Annotated in this window: 24 protein-coding genes; 10 read left to right on the top strand and 14 right to left on the bottom strand. The window is 62.7% G+C overall.

Features of this window, described 5'->3' with window-relative positions; all coding sequences use genetic code 11:
• Positions 1–68: 68 nt before the first annotated feature.
• Complete coding sequence (locus CSE6_RS23230; protein WP_034380907.1) at positions 69–707, bottom strand: MBL fold metallo-hydrolase; 639 nt, start codon at positions 705–707, stop codon at positions 69–71.
• A 341-nt stretch (positions 708–1,048) separates the two neighbouring features.
• On the opposite strand from CSE6_RS23230, the gene CSE6_RS23225 reads away from it, so the two are divergent.
• Both CSE6_RS23225 and pntB read left to right on the top strand, forming a co-directional pair.
• The gene (locus CSE6_RS23225) at positions 1,049–2,692 is read left to right on the top strand and encodes a Re/Si-specific NAD(P)(+) transhydrogenase subunit alpha (RefSeq protein WP_238585787.1); all 1,644 of its coding nucleotides are present in this window, start codon (positions 1,049–1,051) and stop codon (positions 2,690–2,692) included.
• Positions 2,693–2,719: 27 nt separating this feature from the next.
• On the top strand, positions 2,720–4,135 hold the full coding sequence (gene pntB / locus CSE6_RS23220) for a Re/Si-specific NAD(P)(+) transhydrogenase subunit beta (protein WP_059441592.1): 1,416 nt from the start codon (positions 2,720–2,722) through the stop codon (positions 4,133–4,135).
• Between the two features lie 138 nt (positions 4,136–4,273).
• On the opposite strand, the gene CSE6_RS23215 is transcribed toward pntB, so the two are convergent.
• On the bottom strand, positions 4,274–4,900 hold the full coding sequence (locus CSE6_RS23215; protein WP_059441591.1) for a LysE family translocator: 627 nt from the start codon (positions 4,898–4,900) through the stop codon (positions 4,274–4,276).
• 105 nt (positions 4,901–5,005) lie between these two features.
• On the opposite strand from CSE6_RS23215, the gene CSE6_RS23210 reads away from it, so the two are divergent.
• Positions 5,006–5,461 (top strand): Lrp/AsnC family transcriptional regulator, encoded by a 456-nt coding sequence (locus CSE6_RS23210; protein WP_059441590.1) that lies wholly within the window; start codon positions 5,006–5,008, stop codon positions 5,459–5,461.
• A gap of 167 nt (positions 5,462–5,628) precedes the next feature.
• On the opposite strand, the gene azu is transcribed toward CSE6_RS23210, so the two are convergent.
• Positions 5,629–6,084 (bottom strand): azurin, encoded by a 456-nt coding sequence (gene azu, locus CSE6_RS23205; RefSeq protein WP_003070364.1) that lies wholly within the window; start codon positions 6,082–6,084, stop codon positions 5,629–5,631.
• A gap of 211 nt (positions 6,085–6,295) precedes the next feature.
• On the bottom strand, positions 6,296–7,099 hold the full coding sequence (locus tag CSE6_RS23200) for an exodeoxyribonuclease III (RefSeq protein WP_034357855.1): 804 nt from the start codon (positions 7,097–7,099) through the stop codon (positions 6,296–6,298).
• A 10-nt stretch (positions 7,100–7,109) separates the two neighbouring features.
• On the opposite strand from CSE6_RS23200, the gene pyrE reads away from it, so the two are divergent.
• Both pyrE and CSE6_RS23190 read left to right on the top strand, forming a co-directional pair.
• Positions 7,110–7,811 (top strand): orotate phosphoribosyltransferase, encoded by a 702-nt coding sequence (gene pyrE, locus CSE6_RS23195; RefSeq protein ID WP_045839220.1) that lies wholly within the window; start codon positions 7,110–7,112, stop codon positions 7,809–7,811.
• An 8-nt stretch (positions 7,812–7,819) separates the two neighbouring features.
• The gene (locus tag CSE6_RS23190) at positions 7,820–8,491 is read left to right on the top strand and encodes a hypothetical protein (RefSeq protein WP_003070372.1); all 672 of its coding nucleotides are present in this window, start codon (positions 7,820–7,822) and stop codon (positions 8,489–8,491) included.
• A gap of 11 nt (positions 8,492–8,502) precedes the next feature.
• Here CSE6_RS23190 and CSE6_RS23185 read toward each other — a convergent pair whose 3' ends face one another.
• The 5 genes from CSE6_RS23185 to CSE6_RS23165 form a co-directional block, all read right to left on the bottom strand.
• A complete protein-coding gene (locus CSE6_RS23185; protein WP_034380913.1) occupies positions 8,503–8,856 on the bottom strand; it encodes a hypothetical protein in 354 nt (117 codons plus the stop codon).
• Positions 8,857–8,942: 86 nt separating this feature from the next.
• On the bottom strand, positions 8,943–9,161 hold the full coding sequence (locus CSE6_RS23180; protein ID WP_003070377.1) for a hypothetical protein: 219 nt from the start codon (positions 9,159–9,161) through the stop codon (positions 8,943–8,945).
• Between the two features lie 90 nt (positions 9,162–9,251).
• On the bottom strand, positions 9,252–10,373 hold the full coding sequence (locus CSE6_RS23175; RefSeq protein ID WP_238585786.1) for an HPP family protein: 1,122 nt from the start codon (positions 10,371–10,373) through the stop codon (positions 9,252–9,254).
• Positions 10,374–10,507: 134 nt separating this feature from the next.
• A complete protein-coding gene (locus tag CSE6_RS23170; RefSeq protein WP_034380918.1) occupies positions 10,508–11,083 on the bottom strand; it encodes a nitroreductase family protein in 576 nt (191 codons plus the stop codon).
• Positions 11,084–11,184: 101 nt separating this feature from the next.
• Complete coding sequence (locus CSE6_RS23165) at positions 11,185–12,222, bottom strand: hypothetical protein (RefSeq protein WP_059441600.1); 1,038 nt, start codon at positions 12,220–12,222, stop codon at positions 11,185–11,187.
• Positions 12,223–12,498: 276 nt separating this feature from the next.
• On the opposite strand from CSE6_RS23165, the gene serA reads away from it, so the two are divergent.
• From serA to CSE6_RS23145, 4 genes are all read left to right on the top strand, one after another.
• Positions 12,499–13,728, top strand: coding sequence for a phosphoglycerate dehydrogenase (serA, locus tag CSE6_RS23160; RefSeq protein ID WP_034357918.1), 1,230 nt, complete (start codon positions 12,499–12,501; stop codon positions 13,726–13,728).
• A gap of 157 nt (positions 13,729–13,885) precedes the next feature.
• Positions 13,886–15,886, top strand: a complete 2,001-nt coding sequence (locus CSE6_RS23155) for an OPT family oligopeptide transporter (RefSeq protein WP_059441589.1) — start codon at positions 13,886–13,888, stop codon at positions 15,884–15,886.
• Positions 15,883–16,707 carry a hypothetical protein gene (locus tag CSE6_RS23150; protein ID WP_034380922.1) on the top strand — a complete coding sequence of 275 codons (825 nt, stop codon included), beginning with the start codon at positions 15,883–15,885 and terminating at the stop codon, positions 16,705–16,707. Before CSE6_RS23155 ends, CSE6_RS23150 begins: the two co-directional genes overlap by 4 nt.
• A gap of 122 nt (positions 16,708–16,829) precedes the next feature.
• Positions 16,830–17,168, top strand: a complete 339-nt coding sequence (locus tag CSE6_RS23145; RefSeq protein WP_034406982.1) for a YegP family protein — start codon at positions 16,830–16,832, stop codon at positions 17,166–17,168.
• Between the two features lie 43 nt (positions 17,169–17,211).
• Here CSE6_RS23145 and CSE6_RS23140 read toward each other — a convergent pair whose 3' ends face one another.
• The 5 genes from CSE6_RS23140 to gatC form a co-directional block, all read right to left on the bottom strand.
• Positions 17,212–18,024 (bottom strand): alpha/beta hydrolase, encoded by an 813-nt coding sequence (locus tag CSE6_RS23140; protein ID WP_059441588.1) that lies wholly within the window; start codon positions 18,022–18,024, stop codon positions 17,212–17,214.
• 754 nt (positions 18,025–18,778) lie between these two features.
• Positions 18,779–19,471 carry a hypothetical protein gene (locus tag CSE6_RS23135; protein ID WP_034393261.1) on the bottom strand — a complete coding sequence of 231 codons (693 nt, stop codon included), beginning with the start codon at positions 19,469–19,471 and terminating at the stop codon, positions 18,779–18,781.
• Positions 19,472–19,628: 157 nt separating this feature from the next.
• Positions 19,629–21,086: an Asp-tRNA(Asn)/Glu-tRNA(Gln) amidotransferase subunit GatB gene (gene gatB, locus CSE6_RS23130; RefSeq protein WP_059441587.1), complete on the bottom strand. Its 1,458-nt coding sequence runs from the start codon at positions 21,084–21,086 to the stop codon at positions 19,629–19,631.
• A gap of 150 nt (positions 21,087–21,236) precedes the next feature.
• Positions 21,237–22,727 carry an Asp-tRNA(Asn)/Glu-tRNA(Gln) amidotransferase subunit GatA gene (gatA, locus tag CSE6_RS23125; protein ID WP_045839217.1) on the bottom strand — a complete coding sequence of 497 codons (1,491 nt, stop codon included), beginning with the start codon at positions 22,725–22,727 and terminating at the stop codon, positions 21,237–21,239.
• 21 nt (positions 22,728–22,748) lie between these two features.
• Positions 22,749–23,048, bottom strand: coding sequence for an Asp-tRNA(Asn)/Glu-tRNA(Gln) amidotransferase subunit GatC (gene gatC / locus CSE6_RS23120; protein WP_003070403.1), 300 nt, complete (start codon positions 23,046–23,048; stop codon positions 22,749–22,751).
• 212 nt (positions 23,049–23,260) lie between these two features.
• Between gatC and CSE6_RS23115 the strand changes: the two genes are divergently transcribed.
• A complete protein-coding gene (locus tag CSE6_RS23115; protein WP_003059473.1) occupies positions 23,261–24,304 on the top strand; it encodes a rod shape-determining protein in 1,044 nt (347 codons plus the stop codon).
• Positions 24,305–24,421: the final 117 nt, after the last annotated feature.

Below are 24,421 nucleotides of genomic sequence, written 5' to 3'. Positions count from 1 at the left end.
TGTCACAAGGCGTGACAGGCGCATGCTGCTACGGAAGACCTGATTCCGCAAGCCTCGGCCGTCAGGCTTCAGGTCCCGCTGACATAGGGGTTCAGCTTGCGCTCGCGGCCAAAGCTGCTTTCCGGACCATGCCCGGGGATGAAGATCGTCTGGTCACCCATGGGCCACAGACGCTGAACGATGGAGTCGATCAGCTGCTGATGATCGCCCTGCGGGAAGTCCGTGCGGCCTATGCTGCCGGCAAACAGCACATCGCCGACAAAGGCGCGGTCGATCTGCGGTGAGTGGAAGACCACATGGCCGGGCGTGTGACCTGGGCAGTGGCGTACGTTCAGCGTTTCCTGGCCGATGGTCACGGTGTCGCCGTCATGCAGCCAGCGCGTGGGCACAAAGGGGTCGGAGTGGGGAAAGCCGAACATGGCGCCCTGCTGGGGCAGACCGTCGATCCAGAACTGGTCGCCCTCATGCGGGCCAATGATGGGTAGCTCGTACTTGGCCGCCAGCTCGCTGGTGCCGCCCGCGTGGTCGATATGGGCGTGGGTGATCCAGATGGCCTTGAGATTCAGGCCCAGGCGTTCCACCTCCCACTCGATCTGCTCGATATCTCCGCCCGGGTCGATGACGGCCGCGTCCATGGTCTGGTCGCACCAGACGAGAGAGCAGTTCTGTTGAAAGGCTGTGACGGGGACAGTGTGATATTGCAACATGGGTGACTTGTATTTTTCAGGCGTTTGCGTAGTCTCGCGGGCTGCGAACCCCGCAAGCATGACACGGCATGACACGCGCATCAAAAATGCCCGCTCAGATTCTGGCGTCATCCCTCATTTGAGCTAGCATGGATGCGAGTGCCCCATTTTGGTGCGGGCTGCTAAAACGTATTTGTGCTGCAAGGCAGCGGGCATTCGCTTCATGGGAGGCGCCCCGACACAGTTTCAAGATCGTTCAGGCCGTGCCAATGCCCATGCAAGCAAGTTCCTCCTGCGGTAGGAATGGTTGGGGGGCGGGTCGGCCTGAAGGGAACCAGTTTTTAAACTCCAGGAGACTCCTCATGTCTACCTCTTCCAACCCGCCGACCGACGCCCAGCGTAGTGACGCCCAGCGTGGTGATGCCCAACTCATCGGCATCCCACGGGAAACCTTCCCGCTGGAAAAGCGCGTGGCCACCGTGCCCGATGTGGTCGAAAAGCTCATCAAGCTGGGCTTTTCGGTCGCCATCGAATCGGGCGCCGGCGATGCCGCCAACTTCAGCGATGACGCATATCGCGCAGTGGGTGCCGAGGTGCTGCCCAACGCTGCGGCGGTCTGGGCCGCTGCCGACATCATCTTCAAGGTGCGCCCGCCCACCCCGCAAGAAGTCGCGCTGATGCGCGAAGGCCAGATCCTGATCGACTTCATCTGGCCGGCCCAGAATCCCGATCTGATGCAGCAACTGGCTGCCAGGAAGGTAACGGTGCTGGCGATCGACTCGCTGCCCCGGACATTGAGCCGCGCGCAGAAGATGGATGCACTGACCTCCATGGCCGGTGTTTCGGGTTACCGCGCCGTGATCGAGGCCGCCAACGCCTTCGGCCGCTATTTCAACGGCCAGATCACGGCCGCAGGCAAGGTGCCGCCAGCCAAGGTCTTCATTGCCGGCGCAGGTGTGGCCGGTCTGTCGGCCATTGGCACGGCCGCCAATCTGGGCGCCATCGTGCGCGCCAACGACACGCGCGCCGAAGTGGCCGATCAGGTCACATCGCTGGGCGGTGAGTTCGTCAAGGTCGACTACGAAGAGGACGGTGCTGGCGGCGGCGGCTATGCCAAGGTGATGAGCGAGGGCTTCCAGGCTGCGCAGCGCCAGATGTATGCCCAGCAGGCCAGGGACGCCGACATCATCATCACCACCGCGCTGATCCCCGGCAAACCGGCGCCCAAGCTGATCACGGCCGAGATGGTGCAGAGCATGAAGCCCGGCAGCGTGATCGTCGACATGGCGGCCGAGCAGGGCGGCAACTGCGAGCTGACCGTTCCCAACGAGGCCGTGGTGCGCCACGGCGTGACCATCATCGGCTACACCGACCTCGCATCGCGCCTGGCCAAGCAGTCGTCCACGCTGTACGCCACCAACCTGCTGCGCCTGACGGAAGAGCTGTGCAAAGCCAAGGATGGCGTCGCCGTGGTGAATATGGAAGACGATGCGATTCGCGGCCTGACCGTGGTCAAGGACGGCGAAATCACCTGGCCTGGCCCGCCCCTTGCCCAGGCACCCAAGCCAGCCCCCAAACCGGCCGCGGCTGTGGTGGAACAGAAGAAAAGCGGTCATGGCCATGGCGCTGCCGGCCCGCTGCCTGCCAAGACCTTGGCCATTATTTTTGCGATTGCCGCCCTGGCCTTCTGGTTCATCGGTGCCTACGCGCCAGCGGCCTTCCTGGGCCACTTCACGGTGTTCGTGCTGGCCTGCTTCATCGGCTACATGGTGGTGTGGAATGTGACACCGGCCTTGCACACGCCGCTGATGAGCGTGACCAACGCCATCTCCAGCATCATCGCCATTGGCGCCCTGGTGCAGATTGCACCGCCGGGAACGGCGGGTACCGCTCGCCCTGATGACTTGATTCGTTGGCTGGCCTTTGCAGCGCTGGTGCTGACTGCCATCAATATGTTTGGCGGCTTTGCCGTGACACGTCGCATGCTGGCCATGTTCCGCAAATAAGAAGAACGAGCACAAGAGAGAAACACCATGTCCCAAAGTCTCGCAACGGTGGCCTATCTGGGGGCTGCCATTTTGTTCATCCTCAGCCTCGGTGGCCTGTCCAACCCCGAAACCTCGCGCCGCGGCAATCTGTTCGGCATGGTCGGCATGGCGCTGGCCGTGCTGGCCACCGTGTTCGGCCCGCGCGTCGATGCCGGCGGCATCGCCTGGATCGTCGGCGCGCTGGTGGTCGGTGGCGGTATCGGCCTGTATGCGGCCAAGGTCGTCAAGATGACCCAGATGCCCGAGCTGGTCGCCCTCATGCACAGCCTGGTCGGCCTGGCCGCCTGTCTGGTGGGCTTTGCCAGCTATGTCGATACCTCCATCGAGCTCGCCGGCGCAGAAAAAGCCATTCACGAGGTGGAAATCTATGTGGGCATCCTGATCGGTGCCGTCACCTTCTCGGGCTCGCTAATAGCCTTCGGCAAGCTCAACGGCAGGATAGGCGGCAAGCCGCTGCTGCTGCCCGCACGCCACTGGCTCAATCTGCTCGCGCTGCTGGTGGTGATCTGGTTCGGGCGCGAGTTTCTGCATGCCGAAACCGTGGCCGACGGCATGTTGCCGCTGATAGTGATGAGCGTCATTGCGCTGCTGTTCGGCGTGCACATGGTCATGGCCATTGGTGGAGCCGACATGCCCGTGGTGGTGTCCATGCTCAACAGCTACTCTGGCTGGGCTGCGGCGGCGACCGGCTTCATGCTGGGCAATGACCTGCTGATCGTCACCGGCGCGCTGGTGGGCTCCTCGGGTGCCATCCTGAGCTACATCATGTGCCAGGCCATGAACCGCAACTTCATCAGCGTGATTGCGGGCGGCTTCGGCTCCGGCGCTCCCGCCAAGAAAGGCGATGCTTCTGCGGCCGCCGAGCCCCAGGGCGAAGTGGCGCCCGTCAGTGCAGCCGAGACCGCCGAGATGCTGCGCGAGGCAAAAAGCGCCATCATCGTGCCCGGCTACGGCATGGCCGTGGCCCAGGCCCAGCACACCGTCAATGAAATCACCCGGACCCTGCGCGAGCAGGGTGTGGATGTGCGCTTTGCCATCCACCCGGTGGCGGGTCGCATGCCCGGCCACATGAACGTGCTGCTGGCCGAGGCCAAGGTGCCTTACGACATCGTGATGGAGATGGACGAGATCAACGAAGACTTCCCCGAGACCGACGTGGCCATCGTCATCGGCGCGAACGACATCGTCAATCCGGCAGCCCAGGACGATCCCGAGAGCCCCATCGCCGGCATGCCGGTGCTGGAAGTCTGGAAGGCCAAGACCTCGATCGTGATGAAGCGCTCCATGGCCTCCGGCTATGCGGGCGTGGACAATCCGCTGTTCTACAAGGACAACAACCGCATGCTGTTTGGCGATGCCAAGAAGATGCTGGATGAGGTGCTGGGGGCACTGAAGAGCTGAAGAGATGGAGTGGCCTCTGCTGAGGCGCTCTGCCCCCTCTGCCGCCTTGCTTTGCAATGCGGGAGCCCGGTGTCCCGGGTTGTGGCATATGCCTGTTCTTGAAATGCCTGCGGTTTTTGGCCGCAGGCATTTTTGCTGTCAGAGATGCTGAACGGCGATTTCACCGAGCAGCACGGCGGCAATCACCAGCATCAGCGTGCCCGACAGGCGCGAGACGGCAAGCGCGGCGGCGGGGCGCGAGCGCAGCACGCTTTGCGAGCCCCAGCCCACGCCGAAGTAGACCACGGCGCAACTGGCCGCATGGACGGCGCCCAGCACCATGATCTGCGCAAACACCGGCCAGCTCTCGGCAGGCCGCACAAACTGCGGCAGCAAGGCCAGCAACAGCAACAGCTGCTTGGGGTTGAGGCCGCTGACGCTGGCTCCCTTGACCGTCCAGTGCCAGCGCGTGCCGCTCTCGGCATCGCCGGCGCTGCCTATGGCTGCCGGGCTGCGCCACAGGCCCACGCCCATCCAGGCCAGGTAGAGCGCGCCGGTGGCCGTCAGCGCGGTCAGCAGGGCCGGGTTGCGTGCCACCAGGGCGCCCACGCCCGCCGCCACCGCCAGCGTGGCCAGCAGCGCACCGCAGGCCAGGCCCAGCGTGGCGGGCAGCACCAGCCGCCGGCCACGCAGACCGGCCGAGATCACATAGGCCCAGTCGGCCCCGGGCGTGAGCACCAGCAGAAAGGAGACGGCCCAGAAGGCGGTCAAGGCGGCGTAGGACACGAAATTCCCTCGAAAAGCGTTGATGCCGAGAGAATATGGAAGAGGAGAGAGAATGTGCTCTCAATATTCGCCGCCTATCGGCTTGAAATTGGAAGAAACTGCCTCGTGAACTCGCTGGATCGAAAAATTCTTGCTGCGCTCGAAAACAATGGCCGCCTCACGGTGACCGAGCTGGCCGAGCAGGTGGGCCTGAGCCTGTCGCCCTGCCACCGGCGTGTGCGTGCGCTGGAGGAATCGGGCGTGATTCGCGGCTACCGCGCCGAACTGGACCCTGCGGCGCTGGGGCTGGATTTCTCGTCCCTGGTCTTTGTCACGCTCAAGGACAGCAAGTCCGTGCCTGCGTTCGAGGACGCCGTGGCCCGGCTCGACAATGTGGTGCAGGCCCAGCGTCTGTTCGGCGATCCCGACTATCTGCTGCAGGTCGTGGTGCGCGATCTGCCTGCCTATCAGCGTCTCTATGACGAGCATCTGACCCGGCTGCCCGGCGTGCTGCGCATGACTTCCACGCTGGTCATGAAGCATGTGGTGATCAACAGGCCGCTGACGTCTGCGATGGAATAAGCCATGAAAAAGCGCCTGTGACGCGAATCACAGGCGCTTTGGTGTTGCCGATGGCGCTCCTTATTCAGGAGCTTTTGGCGCTTTACCATCAATACTTTTGATTTGAAATCAATTCAGAAGCTATATATGTAAAGCACTTGATGCTCCTGAATCAGGAGCTTCGGAACTCAGGAGCCCAGCTTGAGCGAGCCCTTCATGAGGGCCGAGTGACCGGGGAAGGAACAGAAGAAGGCATAGTCAGTGCCAGCCTTGAGCTTGCTCGCATCGATGTCGAACTTGGTAGTCTCGCCGCCACCGATCACCTTGGAGTGAGCCAGCACGCGTGCATCGCCGGCCTTCACATAGTCGGCGCCAGCACCAGCGGCCATGCCATCGGTGATCACGGCCTGCATGTCGGCAGCGGTGCTGACCACGATGTTGTGGCCCATGGCGGTCTTGGGCATCTTGCCCACATGCTTGAGAGTCACGCTGAACTTCTTGCAGGACTTGGGCACATCGATGCTTTTGACATTGAACTGCATGGCATCGTTGCTTTCAACGACGGCTTCGCAGCCTGCCGCCATGGCGGGTGCGCTCAGGGCACCGACTGCACACAGGGCCAGGGTCATCAGGATCTTCTTCATTGGCTATTCCTTTTCCTAAAAGCGAAACGGGAACCGCTGTGGCCTTGTCGCCCTCCAGGTTCCGCAGTTCATTCTTTCGGAAACCTGCCCAGCCGGCTCAGTACAACTCATGCTCGCATGGGTTGTACTGTTGCACCTTGCGCTAACTCAATTCGCCGAGCATGCGTGCGTTCACTGCCTTGCAGGTCGCTGCCGGCGTTGCTTGCGCGCTTCAGATCGCCATGTCGTAACCAATGGTGATGGGTGCGTGGTCCGAGAACTTCTCGCCCTTGTAGATGGACTCGGTTCGCGCCAGGGCCGCGATCGCCGGTGTGGCCAGGTGGTAGTCCAGTCGCCATCCCACGTTGTTGGCATAGGCCTGGCCCCGATTGCTCCACCATGTGTAGCAGGCATCCGTGGTGTCGGGCTGAAGCTGACGATAGACGTCGACCAGACCGCCGCTGGCCTCGGTCTTGTGCAGCAACTTGCTCATCCAGTCGCGCTCTTCGGGCAGGAAGCCGCTGTTTTTCTGGTTGCCGCGCCAGTTCTTCAGGTCTTCCTTCTGGTGCGCGATATTGATATCGCCGCAGAGCACGAAGTCGCGCTCGGCCTTGAGGTGCATCAGGTGGCTGTGCATCTTGGCGAGAAAGCGGAACTTGGCCTCCTGGCGCAACTCGCCCGAGCTGCCGCTGGGAAAGTAGGCGCTGATGACGGAGAACTTGCGGCCTGGCGTGTCGAAGCGGGTTTCAACATAGCGGCCCTCGGCGTCGAACTCTTCGATATCGAAGCCCACGACCACATCGCTGGGCTCGTGGCGGGTATAGACGCCCACGCCCGAATAGCCCTTCTTCTCGGCAAAGTGGAAGTAGCCCTTCATGCCGGCCAACACCTCGAAGCGCCCGGCCATATCCGAAGCCTGGGCCTTGATTTCCTGGACGCAAATACAATCCGGCGCAGTGGCTTCGATCCAGGCTTCGGCGCCTTTGGTCGTGGCAGAGCGGATACCGTTGAGGTTGAGGCTGGTTAATTTGAACAAGGATGAATCCATGGTGGTGAGTGAGAAGCCAATGGGCGGTGCAGACCGTCTGGCGCAGGATTTTGTGCAGTTTGCCGTCGATGCGGGCGTGCTGCGTTTTGGCGAATTCAAGACCAAGGCCGGGCGCATCAGCCCGTACTTCTTCAATGCCGGCCTGTTCGACGATGGCGCCAAGATGGCCCGTCTGTCCGAATTCTATGCAAAAGCCATTCTGGCCAGCGGCATGGAGTTTGATATGGTCTTCGGGCCTGCCTACAAGGGCATCCCTTTGGCAGCCACGGTGGCGGTGGAACTGGCGCGGCAGGGCAAGAACGTACCCTTTGCCTACAACCGCAAGGAAGCCAAGGACCACGGCGAAGGCGGTACTTTGGTGGGCGCTCCCCTCAAGGGCCGCGTGCTCATCATTGACGACGTGATGTCGGCCGGTACGGCCGCGCGCGAGTCGATTGCTATCATCAAGGCGGCCGGTGCCGAGCCGCATGCCGTGGCCATCGCTCTGGATCGTCAGGAAATGGCGACGGAGAATGGCCAGGACGTGCCGCACAGCGCCGTGCAATATGTGCGCAATCAGCTGGGCATGCAGGTCTGTGCGATTGCCAAGCTGGCAGATCTGTTGCTTTATCTCGAGCAGCAGGGCGGGGATGCCGGACGCGAGCATCATGAGCGCGTGCTGGCCTACCGTCAGCGTTATGGTGTTGAAGACAAGGAATAAACACGCAAATGAAGCAGGCCTTGCATGCAAAACTGAGTTTGTATGTGATAGCTACCGTCTGGGCAGGCGCCATGCCGGCTCAAGCCCAGGCCCCAGCCAATAGCGGCGGTATCTACGCCTGCACGGATGCCAATGGGCGGCGCATCACGGCCGACAGACCTATTGCCTCCTGCGTCGATCGCGAGCAGCGTGTGCTTGGTACCACGGGCGTCGAGTTGCGCCGCGTGGGCCCCACGCTGACCGATCAGGAGCGCAGTGCACAGGAGGCCAAGCGCCGCCAGGATCAGGCCGAGCAGCAACGCCTGCGTGAGGAGCGCTCGCGTGACCGTGCGATGCTGGCGCGCTTCCCCAATCAGGGCGTGCATGACGCCGCCAGAGCCGAGGCCATTGCCCAGGTCAACGATGTGATCGGCGTGGCCCAGCAGCGCCAGGTCGATCTCAAGGAACGCCGCCGCAAGCTCAATACCGAGCTGGAGTTCTATCAGAACGACCCGAAGAAGGCTCCCGCCAATCTGCGCCGCCAGCTGGACGACAACACGGAATCTCAGGCCGAGCAGCAGCGCTTCATCAAGCAGCAGGAAGAGGAAAAGCAGCGCATCAACCAGCGCTTCGATGCCGAGCTGCAGCAGCTGCGCAAACTATGGGCTGATCTGCAGCCGGCCGCAACGCGCTCGCACTGACGGCTGTGCCTTCAGTCTTCGTGGCCGTCTTTGTGCATGGCCATGACCCGACCCAGCAGCAGGGTCGCAATCCAGGCCACTCCGGCGATGATCAAGGGCATCTGCACCAGCAACGGTGCCTGAGCCATGAGCATCAGCGCATCGGCTTGCCACAGCGCCCCATAACCCTTGAACAAACCATAGGCCAGCCATAGCAGCAGGCCTGCGCTGGCAATGGCGGCCATGTTGCGCATATTGCGGCCGTCACGGCTGCCTGCGGGGATGCGCAGGGCGGTACGCCATAGCCAGCCCACGGCGGCCAGTACCAGCAGCACGCAGGCCGCAACGGACAGCGGCATCCACAACGAAAGAGGAATCAGCGACATGGCGCCGCACTTTAGCCCAGTTGATCCCTGGATGAAAAAGAAAATACCCACCGAAGTGGGCATGCATGAAGGGGCTTGTCAGCGGCTCAGTTTGCGCGCCAGACCACATGGTGGCCCGGCACGGACTGAATGCCCAGCACGGTGGCGTGGTGGGCGAGCAGCTCTTCGAAGGTCTTGGTGATTTCGCTGCTGGCAGTGCTGCCTTCGTATTCCGTGGCCACCTGTGTCGCGGTAAAGGAACTGGCTCCAAAGCTTTGCACTATGTTGCGCAGCTTGTCGAGGTTTGGGGTGAACACGGCGTCCATGGCAGCAACTCCTTTTCGGGCAATCAAACCAGTACTGCCCATAGTTTATCCAGCAGCCCAGGTCAGGCAAGAGAGCCTTTGCCCGCATGGCTATTGATTGATGGAGAGCAAGGTGCGAATCACGTCGGAGCGCGTGATGACGCCGACCAGGGTCTTGCCTCGCAGCACGGCAATGAACTGCACGCTGTGCGATGCCAGCTCGTGCAGCAGATCGCCCATGGGTGTGTCTTCCTGTACGCTCATCTCTGGTGCGCGCATCAGTTCCTGGGCTACGGATTGCACCTTGGATGGCCGGCTGCGCAGGCGCTGCCAGAGGTTTTGCTGCTGGCGCGCGCGGTGATCCTGCCAGAGCCAGTCGAACAGGTCGGCGCGCAGCACGCGGCCAATCAGCTCACCTTGCGCATCGACCACGGGAAGGCTTTTGATCAGATGGCGGTGAAACAGTTCGGCGACCTCTTCGAGCGGAGTCTGCGGGCTCACGGTCAGGAGCTTGGCGGACATGACGGTGCCGCAGTTCACGCTGGACAGCCGGCGCTTGATGGCTTCCTCCTCGGCGGCAGCCAGCAGCTCGCCCAGATCCTCGGGTGTCAGGTTGTAGCTTTGCTCGAAGCGCTGCAACAGCTGCTCCAGATCCTGCTCGCTCAGCGCCAGGCGCGTGGTGGGGCGCTGGGTCTTGGCCGCTTGGGGCGGCTGGTGCAGGTAGGGACGGCCGCAGGCGCGGTGGTAGAGCACTCCGACTGCTGCAAGGACGCCTGAGAGCACGGCCATGGGAATCAGCAGATGCCAGCCCAGTGGCGCCATCTGGGCCGCAGCCAGTACCGTCAGCAAGGCCACGGCGCCACCCGGCGGGTGCAGGGCACGCAGCAGCAGCATCAGGGCAATGGCTCCTGCCACGGCCAGCGCGGCCAGCGAGGTCTGGGACAGCGTGGGAAACGCCCAGAGCAGCAGCAAGGTATAGAGTGCAGGCACGGTGTTGCCGATGACACAGTTCCAGGGCTGGGCCAGCGGGCTGCTGGGCACGGCGAAGACCAGTACGGCGGTGGCTCCCAGCGGTGCGAACAGGAACAGGGTGTTGGGAAAGAAATGCTCGACCAGCCCCACCAGAATGCCGGCCAGCGCCAGACCCAGACCTGCGCCGATGCTGGCGCGGATCAGCTCTTTCCAAGAAGGGCGCGAGGCCACCGGCCCCAGGCGCTGCCACATTGTTTGCATGACGGACATAGGCTCAGGCTACGGGGCGCAAATTTGATAGCTGCTCCCGCAATGTTGTATTGATTAATGCGGCAATTCTGTCAAAAAAAGCTCCACAGGGTGAGTTGTGGAGCTTTGGCGGGATTGGCACCGCTTCAGGCGGTTGCGGCGGCTTGAACGGCTCCGGCACTCAGCATTTCGGCCAGCTGCTTGCGGCCCGAGGGCTGCTCGCGCTCGCGCAGATCGTCGGGCAAAGTGGCGGCATCGGCGCGGCGGCCCACGGCGATCACGCATTCGGGCACCAGATGCTCGGGCAGGTTCAGCACCTTGCGGGCTTCATCGGCAGAGAAGCCGCCCATGGCGTGGGTGGCCAGACCCATGGCATGGGCCTGCAGCGCCAGATAGCCCCAGGCGCAGCCCGCGTCGAAGCTGTGCTTGGCGGCGGAAGCCTGCCTGTCCGACAGCAGCACGATCAGCGCGCCGCCATTCAGGCACCAGCGGCGGTTGGCTTCGTTGGGGATCTGCGAGAACGCCTGCCAGTTCGCGTCATCGCGCAGGGCGTAGGCAAAGTGCCAGGGCTGCTTGTTGCTGGCCGAAGGCGCCCAGCGGGCGGCTTCCACCAGCTGCTCGATCTGGGCAGCGCTCAGTGCTTCAGGCACAAAGGCGCGCGGCGACATGCGCTCGATGAATTGCGCGTGGACGGGGACGGTACTGCTACGGGTGGTGCTCATGGTGAATATCGCTGAACTGAAAAGAAAAGGGCCCGCCTACTGTACAGAGGCGGGCCCGAAACCATAGCGCAAGCTCCGGCCTTTGTGCCGGAGCCGGAAAATCAGGACTTCTGACCCGATTGCGCGCCGATACCGCGCAAATGGCGCTCCATGCGGAACATCACCAGCGCCATCATCACCATCACCAGGCAGGAAATCAGCAGCGTGGCAAAAGCCGTGTCCATGCCCAGAAACTCCCACTTTTCCTCATCGAGGTTGTCGCCGCGCAGCTTGGCGGCCGTGCGGTCGAACGACAGTGTGTAGTTGGTCAGCAAGGTATTGACGATCTGCGGGGCGGACTGCTGCTGCAGCTTCTTGGTCAGGCTTTCGTTGCCCAGCACCTTCTCCAGCGCTACGGGCAGCCCCTTGATGTAGGCAGCATACGAGCCCTCGCCATGCTCCATCTCGGCGGCCTGGGCACGGTCGTTGATTTCGGAGGCCAGGTTCACCGGATCCATCAGCATGGCGTCTTCGCCCGAAGCCTCGGCGGCTGCCGCAATCGCTGCATCGGCTGCAGCATCTGCGGCGGCACGGGCCATGCGGTCCTCGCGGGTCAGCGAGATGCGGCGAGCCGTCCAGGCGGCATCCACTTCGGCAGCGGCCGCGTCGGCAGCCTCCTTGTCGCAGCAGGAGTTTTCACGTGCCTCGCGCATCTTGATCTGGCGGTTGACATCGTCGGCCGAGGGCAGGGCATCGCCCTTGAGCAGGGGGTGGATGGGATCCAGCCCCTGGCTGCTGTTTTCCGTTTCTACGCGTTTGCGCGCAGCCGTGTCCCGGTAGATGAAGCCACGCAGCAGGCCGTCGGCCTTGCGGAAATCCGGACGCAGGGCGGGGTCGGCCAGACGCTTTTCCATGGGCACGGCGTTGCCGAGTACGCTCAGGTCGCGACCGGTCTCTTCTTCCATGTACTTGAGGTCGTAGGGCGCATCCTTCCAGTTCAGCGCCGTTGCGCCAGCAGTGGCGGTATCGGGCTTCTTGGGCTTGTAGTGGTCCCAGATCCAGTGGCCCATGCCAAACAGCACAAAGATGGAAAAGGCGAGCAAGACAAGACGCAGAACTTGAATCAGCAAATCTTCTGCGCGGCGCAAGAGGGTCAGCATAGGCAGCAAATCCTTGTAAAAAGCTTGAGTGGTCTGCACTTTCAACTATGAAATTGGAAGCGCGTGAATGATCGCGATTGTAGGAAGCGAATCGGAAAGTCGTAATTTGTTACAGCTGAGTCGACAAATGCACGCTTCCGTCCCGCCCAGCGCTCGTTTTTGGGCCGGGGACGCCGGTGCTGCTCCTCTTCACTTCATGAAGGGGCGATGCACCCAGATCCTGTAACGGAATTACGAAACCGCTGTAATGGAGTTTTGATGGATCGAGGCTGGATCATGGGTAAGACGTCGCTGGATAAATCGAAGATCAAGTTTTTGCTGCTCGAGGGCATACATCCCTCCGCGCTCAAGGTGCTGCATGACGCGGGCTACACCAATGTGGAGGCACTGACCGGCGCGCTGGACGGCGAGGAGCTCAAGCGCAAGATTGCCGATGTGCACTTTGTCGGCATCCGCTCGCGCACCCAGCTCACGGCCGATGTGTTCGCGGCCGCGCAGAAACTGGTGGCCGTGGGCTGCTTTTGCATCGGCACCAACCAGGTGGATCTCAACGCAGCGCGCGAGCGCGGTGTGGTGGTCTTCAACGCGCCTTACTCCAACACCCGTTCGGTGGCGGAGCTGGTGCTGGGCGAAGCCATTTTGCTGCTGCGCGGCATCCCCGAAAAGAATGCCGTCTCCCACCGCGGCGGCTGGAAGAAGAGCGCGGAGAATTCCTTCGAGATCCGCGGCAAGACGCTGGGCATCGTCGGCTATGGCTCCATCGGCACCCAACTGTCGGTGCTGGCCGAAGGCCTGGGCATGAAGGTCATCTTCCACGACGTGGTGACCAAGCTGCCGCTGGGCAATGCCCAGCAGAGCAGCGGTCTCAACGAGCTGCTGGCCCAGTCCGACATCGTCACCCTGCATGTGCCCGAGCTGGCCTCCACCAACGGCATGATGGGAGCGGCGCAGATTGCCGCCATGAAGCCCGGCAGCATTCTCATCAATGCATCGCGCGGCACGGTGGTCGATATCGAGGCGCTGGCGGAATCGCTGCAAAGCGGCAAGCTGCTGGGCGCGGCCATCGACGTCTTTCCCAAGGAGCCCAAGAGCAACAAGGACGAATTCCTGTCGCCGCTGCGTGGCATGGACAACGTCATCCTCACGCCGCATATCGGCGGCTCCACCATGGAGGCGCAGGCCAATATCGGTCTGGAAGTGGCGGAAAAGCTGGTCAAGTACAGCGACAACGGCACGACCACATCGGCCGTCAACTTCCCCGAAGTGGCGCTGCCCGAGCACCCCGGCAACAACCGCATCCTGCATGTGCACGAGAATCGTCCCGGCATTCTCTCTGCCATCAACCAGGTGTTTGCCGACAACGGCATCAATATCGCAGGTCAGTACCTGCGGACCGATGAAAAAGTGGGCTATGTGGTGATCGATATCGATGCCAAGTCCTCGGCGCTGGCGCTGGAAAAGCTCGCGCAGATTGCGGGCACCATCCGCTGCCGCGTGCTGTTCTGAAGCCTTGGCAGCTGAACGGAAAAGGAGACCTTGGTCTCCTTTTTTCATGTACCGGCCATTGGTGATGCCAGAAGCTGGCCCGAAGGGGCGCGACGGACATGGTGTTGCGCGCCGCTGATGCTAGGCTTGTGCCGTTACAGACCCTCCCGCTTGCACAATGAATACACCAATCAAGAGAGAGTTCACCTTTCGTGGCGTGCTGCTTGGCGCGCTCATCACCCTGGCGTTCACCGCCGCCAACGTCTATCTGGGGCTCAAGGTCGGGTTGACCTTTGCCTCGGCGATTCCCGCCGCCGTGATCTCCATGGCGCTGCTCTATCGCTTCAAGGATTCCAACATCCTTGAAAACAATCTGGTGCAGACCCAGGCCTCGGCGGCCGGCACCTTGTCTTCGGTCATCTTTGTGCTGCCGGCATTGCTCATGCTGGGGCTGTGGACGGGTTTCCCGTTCTGGCAGACGGCATTGATCTGCGCGGCCGGCGGCACGCTGGGCGTGCTCTACACCGTGCCCCTGCGCCGCGTGCTGGTGGTGCAGTCCGAGCTGCCCTATCCCGAGGGCGTGGCTGCTGCCGAGGTGTTGCGCGTAGGCGATGAGCAGCGCCATCTTCACGATCCGGAGAACCTGGGCAAACCGCGTAGTTCGGGCTTGCGCGAGCTGGGCTGGGGCACGGGGCTGGCCGCGCTGTTCGGCTTTTTCAGCGGCGGTCTGCGTCTGCTTGGCGATGCCTTCAATTTCTGGATTCCCGCAGGCAGCGTGGCCTTTCGCGTGGCGGCAGGCTTTTCGCCCGCCCTGCTGGCCGCAGGTTATCTGATGGGGGCGGCCGCAGGCATTGCAGTGCTTGTGGGGCTGGCGCTGTGCTGGGGTGTGGTCGTGCCCTGGCTGACGGCCCAGGCTTCTCCTGCGGCCGGCCAGGCGCTCTCCGAGCTGTCCACCCAGCTCTGGGGCAGCAAGGCCCGCTTTCTGGGTGCGGGCGTCATCGGCATCTCGGCGCTGTGGACCGTGGCCACGCTGGCCAAGCCCATTGTCCAGGCGATTCGCAACCAGCCTGCACGCAGCGTCGCCGAGAGCGGCGGTGGCGATGAAACCGACAAGGACATGCCGCGCAGCTGGATGCTGATGATAGGAGCCGCCGCCCTGGGCGTGCTGTTCCTGGTGGTCAATGACTTCATCGCCGGGCATATGCCCGATCTGGCCGCTGGCGCACGCTACGGCCTGGCGGCCCTGTGTGTGCTGTTCGCGGCCCTGTTCGGCTTTCTGGTGGCGGCGGCCTGCGGCTATATGGCCGGTCTGGTGGGCTCGTCGGCCAGTCCCATCTCTGGCATCGGCATCATCGCCACCCTGCTCATGGGCGTGGCCCTGCTGGCGCTGCATGCCCTGGTGCCGGCCTATGCCAGCGCCGTCGCTGGGCAGATGGGCATTGCGCTGGTGCTGTTCATGGTTTCGGCCGTTCTGGCCATGGCTGCGATCTCCAACGACAACCTGCAGGATCTCAAGACCGGCTATCTGGTGGGGGCCACGCCCTGGCGTCAGCAGATCGTGCTCATCATCGGCTGTCTGGTGGGCGCGCTGGTCATACCGCCCGTGCTGGATCTGCTCTACAACGCCTACGGTTTTGCCGGCAGCATGCCGCGTGCCGGCATGGACCCGAATCAGGCCCTGGCCGCGCCGCAAGCCACGCTGATGATGCAGATTGCCAGCGGCATCTTCAAGGGCTCGCTGGACTGGAGCATGCTGGGTCTGGGCGTGGCCGTGGGCATTGTCGTCATCCTGATCGATCTGACCCTGCGCAAGAGCGGCAAGGGTGCGCTGCCACCGCTGGCCGTGGGCCTGGGCATCTATCTGCCGCCCACCATAGGCCTGACGCTGACCATAGGCGCGGTGCTGGGCTGGTGCATTGCCAGAGCCATCAAGGCCTATGCGCAGCGCGGCGGCAAGGACTGGACGGCGGCGGCCGAGGAGCGCGGCCTGCTGCTGGCCTCCGGCCTCATCGTAGGCGAGAGCCTGATGGGCCTGTTGATTGCGGCACTCATAGGCTTCAGCGGCAAGGATGCGCCGCTGGCCCTGGTCGGCGAAGGCTTTGCGCCCGCCATGTGGCTGGGCCTGGCCTATTTCGTGGGCCTGTGTGTGTTCTTTTATCGCCGGGTGCTGCGCAAATGAAGACAGGAAGATTCGACGGGGAACAGGCCGAATATCGCCGGGGCAACTTCGGCTTCGCCCATGAGTGGCTGCAGGAGTTCAAGACGCTGGACGAGGTGCTGGAGCGGCTGGACGCGCTGCGTGCCGCCGACCCTGCACATCGCTACCTCTGCACGCTGGACGATGTGAGCCAGTGCAGCTACACCAGCGGCCATGCGAGCCAGGATGAGCGCCTGTATCTGGATGACCCCGAGGACATGGACTGGGACGACCCGGCGCAGGAGCAGGCCCTGACGCTGGCTTCGCTGCAGCACCGGGTGGCGCAGCTGCAGCGGCCCGAGCTGGTGCAGGACTGGGTGCAGGTCTGCGGCACGCTGCTGCTGGCGGCCGAGGATGTAGATGCCCTGCTGCAGGCCAACGGCAGTCCCGAGGTGCTGCTCGACGAGGTGGTCTATGTCCAGCGTCTGCCCGTGCCCAGTGACGAGCTCATGATTGCGGGCCAGCCAAACGGCTATTTCAGCGCGGACTGGGACAGTTTTCAGAACCACGCTGTCATCCGCCATCTTGCGGTGCAATATGGCTATCGCTTCTTCGGCATGGGCGCCGCATGGATGGGGTTTGTGCGCAGCAGCCTGCCCGATGCGGTGCTGGTCGATCGGCTGATAGAGGATTTGCGCATGCTCTACGGCCAGGGGCAGGGCGAGGTGCGGGAACATGCGGGCTGGGTACAGCTGGCGTCTGTGCTGCTATCTCGGCGTACGCTGATGCTGGGCTATGCCGAGAATCTGGCCGAAGGCATGGGGCTGGATCAGCCGCCCTATGAAAGCGCCATGAAAAGCTGACAAGGCTGGATTCATCACCGCCGGAGCCGGCCATGGGATGCCCGGTTTCAGCGGTGATGGTTTTATAGTGTGCGGGCTACCCCTGCGGCGCAGGCCGCTTTTTGCAACTGAAGGAGAAACCAATGGCAGGTCATTTCGAGTTGAGCAAGAGCAGCGATGGGCAGTTCCGGTTTGTGCTGAAGGCCGGCAATGGCGAGGTCATCCTCACCAGCGAGCTGTACAAGGCACGGGCGGCGGCCGAGAGTGGCATTGCCTCGGTGCAGACCAACAGCCCGCTGGCCGAGCGCTATGAGAAAAAGACCGCCAGCAACGGCAAGGAGCATTTCAACCTCAAGGCGGCCAACCATCAGGTTATCGGCACAAGCCAGCTCTATGCCTCGGCGGCCTCGCGCGATGCGGGCATCGAGTCCGTCAGGAAAAACGGCGCGACGACGGTCGTCAAGGATCTGACGGGCACTTGAAACGCATCGCCGGACAGCTCCTGCTGGGAGCGTCAGAGGTCTTTCAGGCCGCTTTGTGATGCCCGTCCACGAACTGCTCTATGGCGCTCCAGAAGCCGTTGGCGCGGAAGATGGTCGAGTGATTCGCCAGGGCGAATTCCTGCACCTGCACCGCCTTGTCCCTGAGGCCGTGCAGCAGGGCGTCGGTGCGCTCGGGCTGCACCACCTGATCGCGTCCGGCGCGCAGCACCAGAATCGGCCCATGGTAATTGCGTAGATGCGCGGCAGAGTCGAACGGGTCGCGCAGCAGCAGTTCCACAGGCAGCCAGCCATACATGCCGCGCACCGTGTTCAGAATGCTGTCGAAGGGCGTGATCAGCACCAACTGGTCCGGCTGGCGCAGGTCGGCCACGGCAGCCGCCACGCCCGTGCCCAGGCTGCGGCCGATCACGGTGATGGGCAGTTGTGGGTGCAGACGCCTGACCTCATCGAACAAGGCCGCGGCATCCAGCTCCATCAGCTCTTGCGTGGGCTCGCCCTCGCTGGCGCCGTAGCCGCGGTAGGCCAGCATATAGATATCGCTGTGCGGCAGGCTGCGCGACAGCTGCTGGAGCCGGTGGGCAATGTTCTCGGCATTCCCGCCAAAGTAGATCACCGCATTGCGCGCCTTGCCGTCGGCCGGGTGCAGCTGCCAGCCCCGCAGCAGCACATCGGCGCGCTGCAGCGAGAAATCGGTGCTCTCGGCCGCCACCCGTGTGCCGCCACCCGGAAAAATCATCTGGCGCTGCTGCGCAAACATATAGCTGCAGATACAGATATAGACCGCCAGGCACAGGGCCAGCAGCCAGAGCAGGGGCTTGAGCAGCTTGGAGAACATGGAGCGCAAAGATATGGGGGGTGCGCCGGATTGTGCGCAGATTTGTGTGGGTTTGGTGTGCGCTTTACCTTGGATTTATGTAATCAACGGTGGCTTTTGAAAAAGATAGCTGTCAGTGCTTGATGTTTTGTTTTGATGAGATGCCTTGTTTGATTGTTGGTTTACATGAGGGCATGTTTTACAAAGCCAACGACATGCCTGCGTTGCTTGCAGAGGGCGGGTCTCGGCCCGCCTGCCGACCTGCTTTCTGCTGCCGGTATGCCGGACCACCAGAAAGTAGGCAAAGAGCCTGTCCCTACTGCCCACGTCCTCTTCGTTGCGCGACGGGGGCAACCTGCGCCGCCCACCTCTTGCGGCTATGCGGCCCAACTCACTTCGCGGCATGCCGCTCCGTTCGAACAAACGGCCGCATATTTGAAGACGATGCAGTCGCACTCTGCGGTGCAACTGCCAGCCCCAAGAGGCCGCCGCAGGCGTGGGCACAAGGGGCGAAAACTGGAAACGGAATGGCTTCTTTAAGTTTTTTTGCTGCTTGCTTAATCTGGATAAGCGCTAGAGGCCGATCTCGTCCAAATTCAGGCAGTCCGCCTGTACCCGCATCCCCCCGTGTGTCAGCGCCTGCGGCACGCGGTTCGGGCTGCGGGCAGCGCTGTCGAAGGACAGCGTTGCATCGTGACCTGACATTGACCTGCGGGCTGATTCAGTTGGAGTTCCTTGCTTCCAGCGAGCATGTGGCGACCTGATCAAGCAGTCCTCACGCCCCCGGCAAAAAGTACCCCGCCTTGTGCTGATTCCGACTGCTGCTGACACATAGCTTCAACCGCGCCTCCATGTACTGGCGCACTTCCGAGCGGTCGCACATCTGGGCCAGGTCTTCCCAATAGAGCAGGCTGGTGAAAGAAGGCTTCGCGGACTCAGCCGCGTCGCCCTCGCTCACTTCTGCGGCGCGCGAAGGGGTGGGAACATAGATAGGTCCATTCACCGGGGCGTAGTGCTGCACGGGGCGGCCTGCTGCTTCCTCCTTGCGCCTGGAGGTCAGCACAAAGTAATGCTGGCGGGCGTCTGCCAGATGGGACTTCTTATCGGCGTCGAAGACCTTGTCCAGCCGCTCCAGCCCCTTGGCCACATCGGCGGCGTAAGTCCAGTTGCTCAGGTATTTGGTCTCGATGAACAGAAAGACCTGCCGTGCGGGGTCTGAGATGAGCACATCGGCCAGCTTGCTGCGCAGGCGCTCGTGGCACAGGTAGGCGTGGGTGTCGAAGGAGATATGGGGGGACTGAAGGCCGAGGTCGTCGCGGCCCGTGACTTCCTGGATGTAGCGGTTGAACTGGACGATGCGCTTGGCATAGCCGGCCGTGAATTCGTTGAAAAAGTAACCGGCAAAAAACTTGCTGCAGAGGTTGCGCTCTTTTTCGGATTCGATGAGTGAGGCGTTCGAGAAGATCACTGATTTTTTCCTGGGCAGGCGCCACAGGGCATGGGGACCGAGGACTGGGATGAGCTGCAAGTAATAAGGCCGCAGGCATATGCTGCCTGCGGCCCTGGAGCGTGCTCCCATTATCTGGGGGCAGAGGCACGCCTTGAGGGACGTGCTTGTAACAGAGTTAGGCCAGCTTGGCCTTGAGCAGCTCGTTGACCTGGCTGGGGTTGGCCTTGCCCTTGGAAGCCTTCATGACCTGGCCGACCAGGGCGTTGAAGGCCTTGTCCTTGCCGGCGCGGTATTGCTCCACGTTGGCGGGGTTGGCGGCGATTACCTCGTCGATGATGGCTTCCAGTGCGCCGGTGTCGTTGGACTGCTTGAGGTCCTTGGCTTCGATGATGGCGTCCACATCGGAGCCTTCACCGGTCCACAGCGCCTCGAACACCTGCTTGGCGGAGTTGTTGCTGATAACGTTGCCGTGGATGCGGGCGATCAGGGTGCCCAGCTGCTCGGCGGAGACCTTGACCTGGTCCATGCCGATCTCTTCCATGTTCAGGCGGCGCGAGATCTCGCCCATGATCCAGTTGGACGCCAGTTTGGGCTGGCCGCAGGCCTTGGCAGCGGCTTCAAAGTAGGCGGCCATGGCCTGGCTTTGCGTCAGCGTGGTGGCGTCGTACTCGGGCAGGCTGTATTGCGTTACAAAGCGCGCGGCCATGGCGCGGGGCAGCTCGGGCATTTCGGCCTTGACCTGCTCCACCCATTCGGGCGCCACGACCAGCGGAGGCAGGTCGGGGTCGGGGAAGTAGCGGTAGTCGGCCGCATCTTCCTTGGTGCGCATGGCGCGGGTCTCGCCCGTGTCGGGGTTGAACAGCACGGTGGCCTGCTGGATCTTGTGGCCGTCCTCGATCTGCTCGATCTGCCAGAGGATTTCGTAGTCGATGGCGATCTGCATATTCCTGAACGAGTTCAGGTTCTTGATCTCGCGGCGCGTGCCCAGGGGCTGGCCGGGCTTGCGCACGGAGACGTTGGCGTCGCAGCGGAATGAGCCTTCCTGCATGTTGCCGTCGCAGATGCCGATCCAGGTGACGATCTTGTGCAGCTCCTTGGCATAGGCCACGGCTTCGGCGGTGGAGCGGATATCGGGCTCGGTCACGATTTCCAGCAGCGGCGTGCCGGCGCGGTTCAAATCGATGCCGGACTGGCCGATGAACTCGTCGTGCACGGACTTGCCGGCATCTTCCTCCAGGTGGGCACGCACCAGACGCACGGTCTTGAGGACGTTGTTCTTGCCCTCTTCCAGATAGAAGCTGACTTCACCGCCTTGCACCACGGGGATCTCGAACTGGGAGATCTGGTAGCCCTTGGGCAGGTCGGGGTAGAAGTAGTTCTTGCGCGCGAAGATGGAACGCGGCGCAATCGTCGAGCCCAGCGACAGGCCGAGCTTGATTGCGCATTCCACGGCCTTCTTGTTCATCACCGGCAGCGTGCCGGGCAGGGCCAGGTCCACGGCGCTGGCCTGGGTGTTGGGCTCGGCGCCGAAGGCGGTGCTGGCACGGCTGAAGATCTTGCTGTTGGTCGCCAGCTGGGTGTGGGTTTCGAAGCCGATGACGACTTCGTAGCCATTGATTAGTTTCACAGTCATGTTCTTGCTTCAAAAAGTGGGCTGTATCCATGGCGCCGCGCATGAAACTGGCGCGGCCCGATCCAGGGACAGCGAGCAAGGGCCGCCCCGCAGCGAGGCTGTCGTCCCCCTTGTGGGGGAAGGCGCGAAGCGACTCAGGGGGTGTTTCATTTAAATGCCAACAGGGCTCTTCAGGTGGAAGTCTGTCGCTTGCTGGAAGCGGTGGGCCGCGTTCAGCAGCTTGGCTTCGCCGAAGTAGTTACCGATCAGCTGCAGGCCCACGGGCATGCCGCCATCGCCAAAGCCTGCGGGCAGGGACAGGCCGGGCAGGCCTGCCAGCGAAGCGGGCAGGGTGAAGATGTCGGCCAGATAGTTGCTCACGGGATCGGCCTTGCCGCCAATGGCCCATGCGGTTGTCGGCGCGGCCGCGCCGGCGATGACGTCGCAGTCCTTGAAGGCAGCCTGGAAATCGTCGGCAATCATGCGGCGGATCTTCTGCGCCTGCAGGTAGTAGGCGTCGTAATAGCCTTCGGACAGCACATAGGCGCCGATCATGATGCGGCGCTTGACCTCGTCGCCGAATCCTTCGGCGCGGGTCTTTTTGTACATATCGTTGAGGTCTTCGTACTTGGCGGCGCGGTGGCCGAACTTCACGCCGTCAAAGCGCGACAGATTGGACGAAGCCTCGGCCGGAGCCAGGATGTAGTACACGGGCACGGACAGTTCGGTGCGCGGCAGGCTCACGGGAACCAGCTTGGCACCCAGCTTTTCGTATTCCTTGAGCGCTGCGTTGACGGCTGCACGGACATCGTCGGACAGGCCTTCACCAAAGAACTCGGCGGGCACGCCGATGCGCAGGCCTTCGATCGAGTCACCCAGGCGGGCGCTGAAGTCCTCGGCGGGGTAGTCCAGGCTGGTGGAGTCGCGGTCCAGATCGGGGCCGCACATTTCGGAGAGCAGCAGCGCGCAATCTTCGGCGCTGCGGCCCATGGGGCCGGCCTGGTCGAGGCTGGAGGCAAAGGCGATCATGCCGTAGCGGCTGGCGCGGCCATAGGTGGGCTTGATGCCGGTGATGCCGCAGAACGAGGCGGGCTGGCGGATGGAGCCGCCGGTGTCGGTGCCGGTCACGGCCGGGGCCAGACGCGCGGCCACGGCAGCGGCGGAGCCACCGGACGAGCCGCCGGGCACGCGCTCGGTGTTCCAGGGGTTGCGCACGGGCTGTGCCGCGTCAAAGCCCACGGGGGCCACGGCCGAGTTCTCGTTGGCGCCGCCCATGGCGAATTCGTCGCAGTTGAGCTTGCCAAGGGTGACTACGCCGGCATCGGCCAGCTTCTTCACCACGGTGGCGTCAAACGGCGACTTGTAGCCCTCCAGCATCTTGCTGGCGGCGGTGGTGGGGAAGTCCTTGGTGACGAAGATGTCCTTGTGCGCAATGGGCACGCCGGCCAGCTTGCCGCCCTTGCCTTCGGCAATCAGGGCGTCGGCCGCCTTGGCCTGGGCCAGGGTGGCGTCTTCATCGATGGCGACAAAAGCGCCCAGCTGCTGGTGCTGCTTGGCGCGGGCCAGGAAATGCTGGGCGGCTTCGGTGGCTGAGACCTGCTTGGCGCGCAGCTGCGCGGCCAGCTCGGCCACGCTCAATTGGTGGAGTTCGGTTTGGCTCATGTTCTGATGTGTCCCGCGCGTTTATTCGATGACCTTGGGCACGAGGAAGTAACCCTTTTCGGCTGCAGGGGCGTTCTGCATGTTGGCGTCGCGGTTATTGCCCTCACTTACCAAATCGTCACGTAGCCGTAAGGCGACGTCCTGGATGGCTGCCACCGGATGTGACAGAGGGCTGACGCCTGAAGTATCCACAGCCTGCATTTTTTCGACGATGCCGAAAAAGTTGTTTAGTTGCGCGAGCATGCGCTTACTTTCGTCTTGCGACAGTTCAAGGCGGGCCAAGTTGGCGATGCGCGCAATGTCTTGATCGTTCAATGCCATAGAAATTATTTAACAGGGCCGCCGCGTGTAAAGCAGTGTTTCTAACCCTGACAGTAGAAGTTATTCACAGGGGATACGGTATTATCTCGGCTTTGCCGCAATACCTCCGTTCGGCTGGTCATTGTGCAAAAAATGCCCACCACCCAGACTCCATTACCTTACATCCCGGCGACGGCTAGCCGATGCGCAAGCCGTGCCTGAGAGGACCCTGAATGTTCGGAGCTTTCCGTCGGTACTTCTCCACCGACCTTGCCATTGACCTTGGCACAGCTAACACCCTGATTTTCGCCCGAGACAAGGGCATTGTTCTGGACGAACCTTCGGTGGTTGCGATCCGTCACGAAGGCGGCCCCCACGGCAAGAAGGTGATTCAGGCTGTCGGCCGCGAAGCCAAGGCCATGCTGGGCAAGGTGCCCGGCAACATCGAAGCCATTCGCCCCATGAAAGACGGCGTGATCGCCGACTTCGTGATCACCGAGCAGATGATCAAGCAGTTCATCAAGATGGTGCATCCGCGCTCGGTGCTGACGCCCAGCCCCCGCATCATCATCTGCGTGCCCTGCGGCTCCACCCAGGTCGAGCGCCGCGCCATCAAGGACGCCGCCGAAGCTGCGGGTGCCACGGCCGTGTACCTGATCGAAGAACCCATGGCTGCCGGCATCGGCGCGGGCCTGCCCGTCTCCGAAGCCTCTGGCTCCATGGTGGTGGACATCGGCGGCGGTACGACCGAAGTGGGCGTGATCTCGCTGGGCGGCATGGTCTACAAGGGCTCGGTGCGCGTGGGTGGCGACAAGTTCGATGAATCCATCATCAGCTATATCCGCCGCAACTACGGCATGCTGATCGGCGAGCCCACGGCAGAACTGATCAAGAAGCAGATCGGCTCGGCCTTCCCCGGCTCCGAAGTCAAGGAGCTGGAAGTCAAGGGCCGCAACCTGTCCGAAGGCGTGCCGCGCAGCTTCACCATCTCTTCCAACGAAGTGCTGGAAGCGCTGACCGACCCCCTGAACCAGATCGTTTCCGCCGTGAAGAATGCGCTGGAGCAGACGCCTCCCGAGCTGGGTGCCGACATTGCCGAGCGCGGCATGATGCTGACTGGCGGCGGTGCGCTGCTGCGCGATCTGGATCGTCTGCTGGCCGAAGAGACGGGTCTGCCCGTGCTGGTGGCTGAGGAGCCGCTGACCTGCGTGGTGCGCGGCTGCGGCATGGCGCTGGAGACCATGGATCGCCAGGGCAGCATCTTCACCAGCGATTAATCGCTGTGCAATGTGGTGTTTTGCGGCACGCGGCATAGTGCGCGTACCGCAGCCACTTCCATGAACAGGGCCTGAGTCCGTGATACGCCTGCATACCGCGCTCTCTTTTTGCATTCC

The sequence above is a fragment of the Comamonas sp. E6 genome, assembly GCF_001010305.1.
In the GTDB taxonomy this organism is placed as follows: Bacteria; Pseudomonadota; Gammaproteobacteria; order Burkholderiales; family Burkholderiaceae_C; genus Comamonas; species Comamonas thiooxydans.
The sequence above is the reverse complement of the archived record's forward strand: the minus strand, read 5'-3'. Positions and strand labels throughout refer to the sequence as shown.

Bases quoted from the DNA above. Each gene is read 5' to 3' on its own strand.
- gatA (WP_045839217.1), bottom strand. From the start codon at position 22,727: ATGAGCCAAACCGAACTCCACCAATTGAGCGTGGCCGAGCTGGCCGCG.
- CSE6_RS23140 (WP_059441588.1), bottom strand. From the start codon at position 18,024: ATGTTCTCCAAGCTGCTCAAGCCCCTGCTCTGGCTGCTGGCCCTGTGC.
- CSE6_RS23230 (WP_034380907.1), bottom strand. From the start codon at position 707: ATGTTGCAATATCACACTGTCCCCGTCACAGCCTTTCAACAGAACTGC.
- pyrE (WP_045839220.1), top strand. From the start codon at position 7,110: ATGGTGGTGAGTGAGAAGCCAATGGGCGGTGCAGACCGTCTGGCGCAG.
- CSE6_RS23190 (WP_003070372.1), top strand. From the start codon at position 7,820: ATGAAGCAGGCCTTGCATGCAAAACTGAGTTTGTATGTGATAGCTACC.
- CSE6_RS23175 (WP_238585786.1), bottom strand. From the start codon at position 10,373: ATGCAAACAATGTGGCAGCGCCTGGGGCCGGTGGCCTCGCGCCCTTCT.
- azu (WP_003070364.1), bottom strand. From the start codon at position 6,084: ATGAAGAAGATCCTGATGACCCTGGCCCTGTGTGCAGTCGGTGCCCTG.
- CSE6_RS23165 (WP_059441600.1), bottom strand. From the start codon at position 12,222: ATGCTGACCCTCTTGCGCCGCGCAGAAGATTTGCTGATTCAAGTTCTG.
- CSE6_RS23145 (WP_034406982.1), top strand. From the start codon at position 16,830: ATGGCAGGTCATTTCGAGTTGAGCAAGAGCAGCGATGGGCAGTTCCGG.
- CSE6_RS23150 (WP_034380922.1), top strand. From the start codon at position 15,883: ATGAAGACAGGAAGATTCGACGGGGAACAGGCCGAATATCGCCGGGGC.
- pntB (WP_059441592.1), top strand. From the start codon at position 2,720: ATGTCCCAAAGTCTCGCAACGGTGGCCTATCTGGGGGCTGCCATTTTG.
- gatC (WP_003070403.1), bottom strand. From the start codon at position 23,048: ATGGCATTGAACGATCAAGACATTGCGCGCATCGCCAACTTGGCCCGC.
- CSE6_RS23185 (WP_034380913.1), bottom strand. From the start codon at position 8,856: ATGTCGCTGATTCCTCTTTCGTTGTGGATGCCGCTGTCCGTTGCGGCC.
- gatB (WP_059441587.1), bottom strand. From the start codon at position 21,086: ATGACTGTGAAACTAATCAATGGCTACGAAGTCGTCATCGGCTTCGAA.
- CSE6_RS23180 (WP_003070377.1), bottom strand. From the start codon at position 9,161: ATGGACGCCGTGTTCACCCCAAACCTCGACAAGCTGCGCAACATAGTG.
- CSE6_RS23155 (WP_059441589.1), top strand. From the start codon at position 13,886: ATGAATACACCAATCAAGAGAGAGTTCACCTTTCGTGGCGTGCTGCTT.
- CSE6_RS23225 (WP_238585787.1), top strand. From the start codon at position 1,049: ATGTCTACCTCTTCCAACCCGCCGACCGACGCCCAGCGTAGTGACGCC.
- CSE6_RS23170 (WP_034380918.1), bottom strand. From the start codon at position 11,083: ATGAGCACCACCCGTAGCAGTACCGTCCCCGTCCACGCGCAATTCATC.
- CSE6_RS23115 (WP_003059473.1), top strand. From the start codon at position 23,261: ATGTTCGGAGCTTTCCGTCGGTACTTCTCCACCGACCTTGCCATTGAC.
- serA (WP_034357918.1), top strand. From the start codon at position 12,499: ATGGGTAAGACGTCGCTGGATAAATCGAAGATCAAGTTTTTGCTGCTC.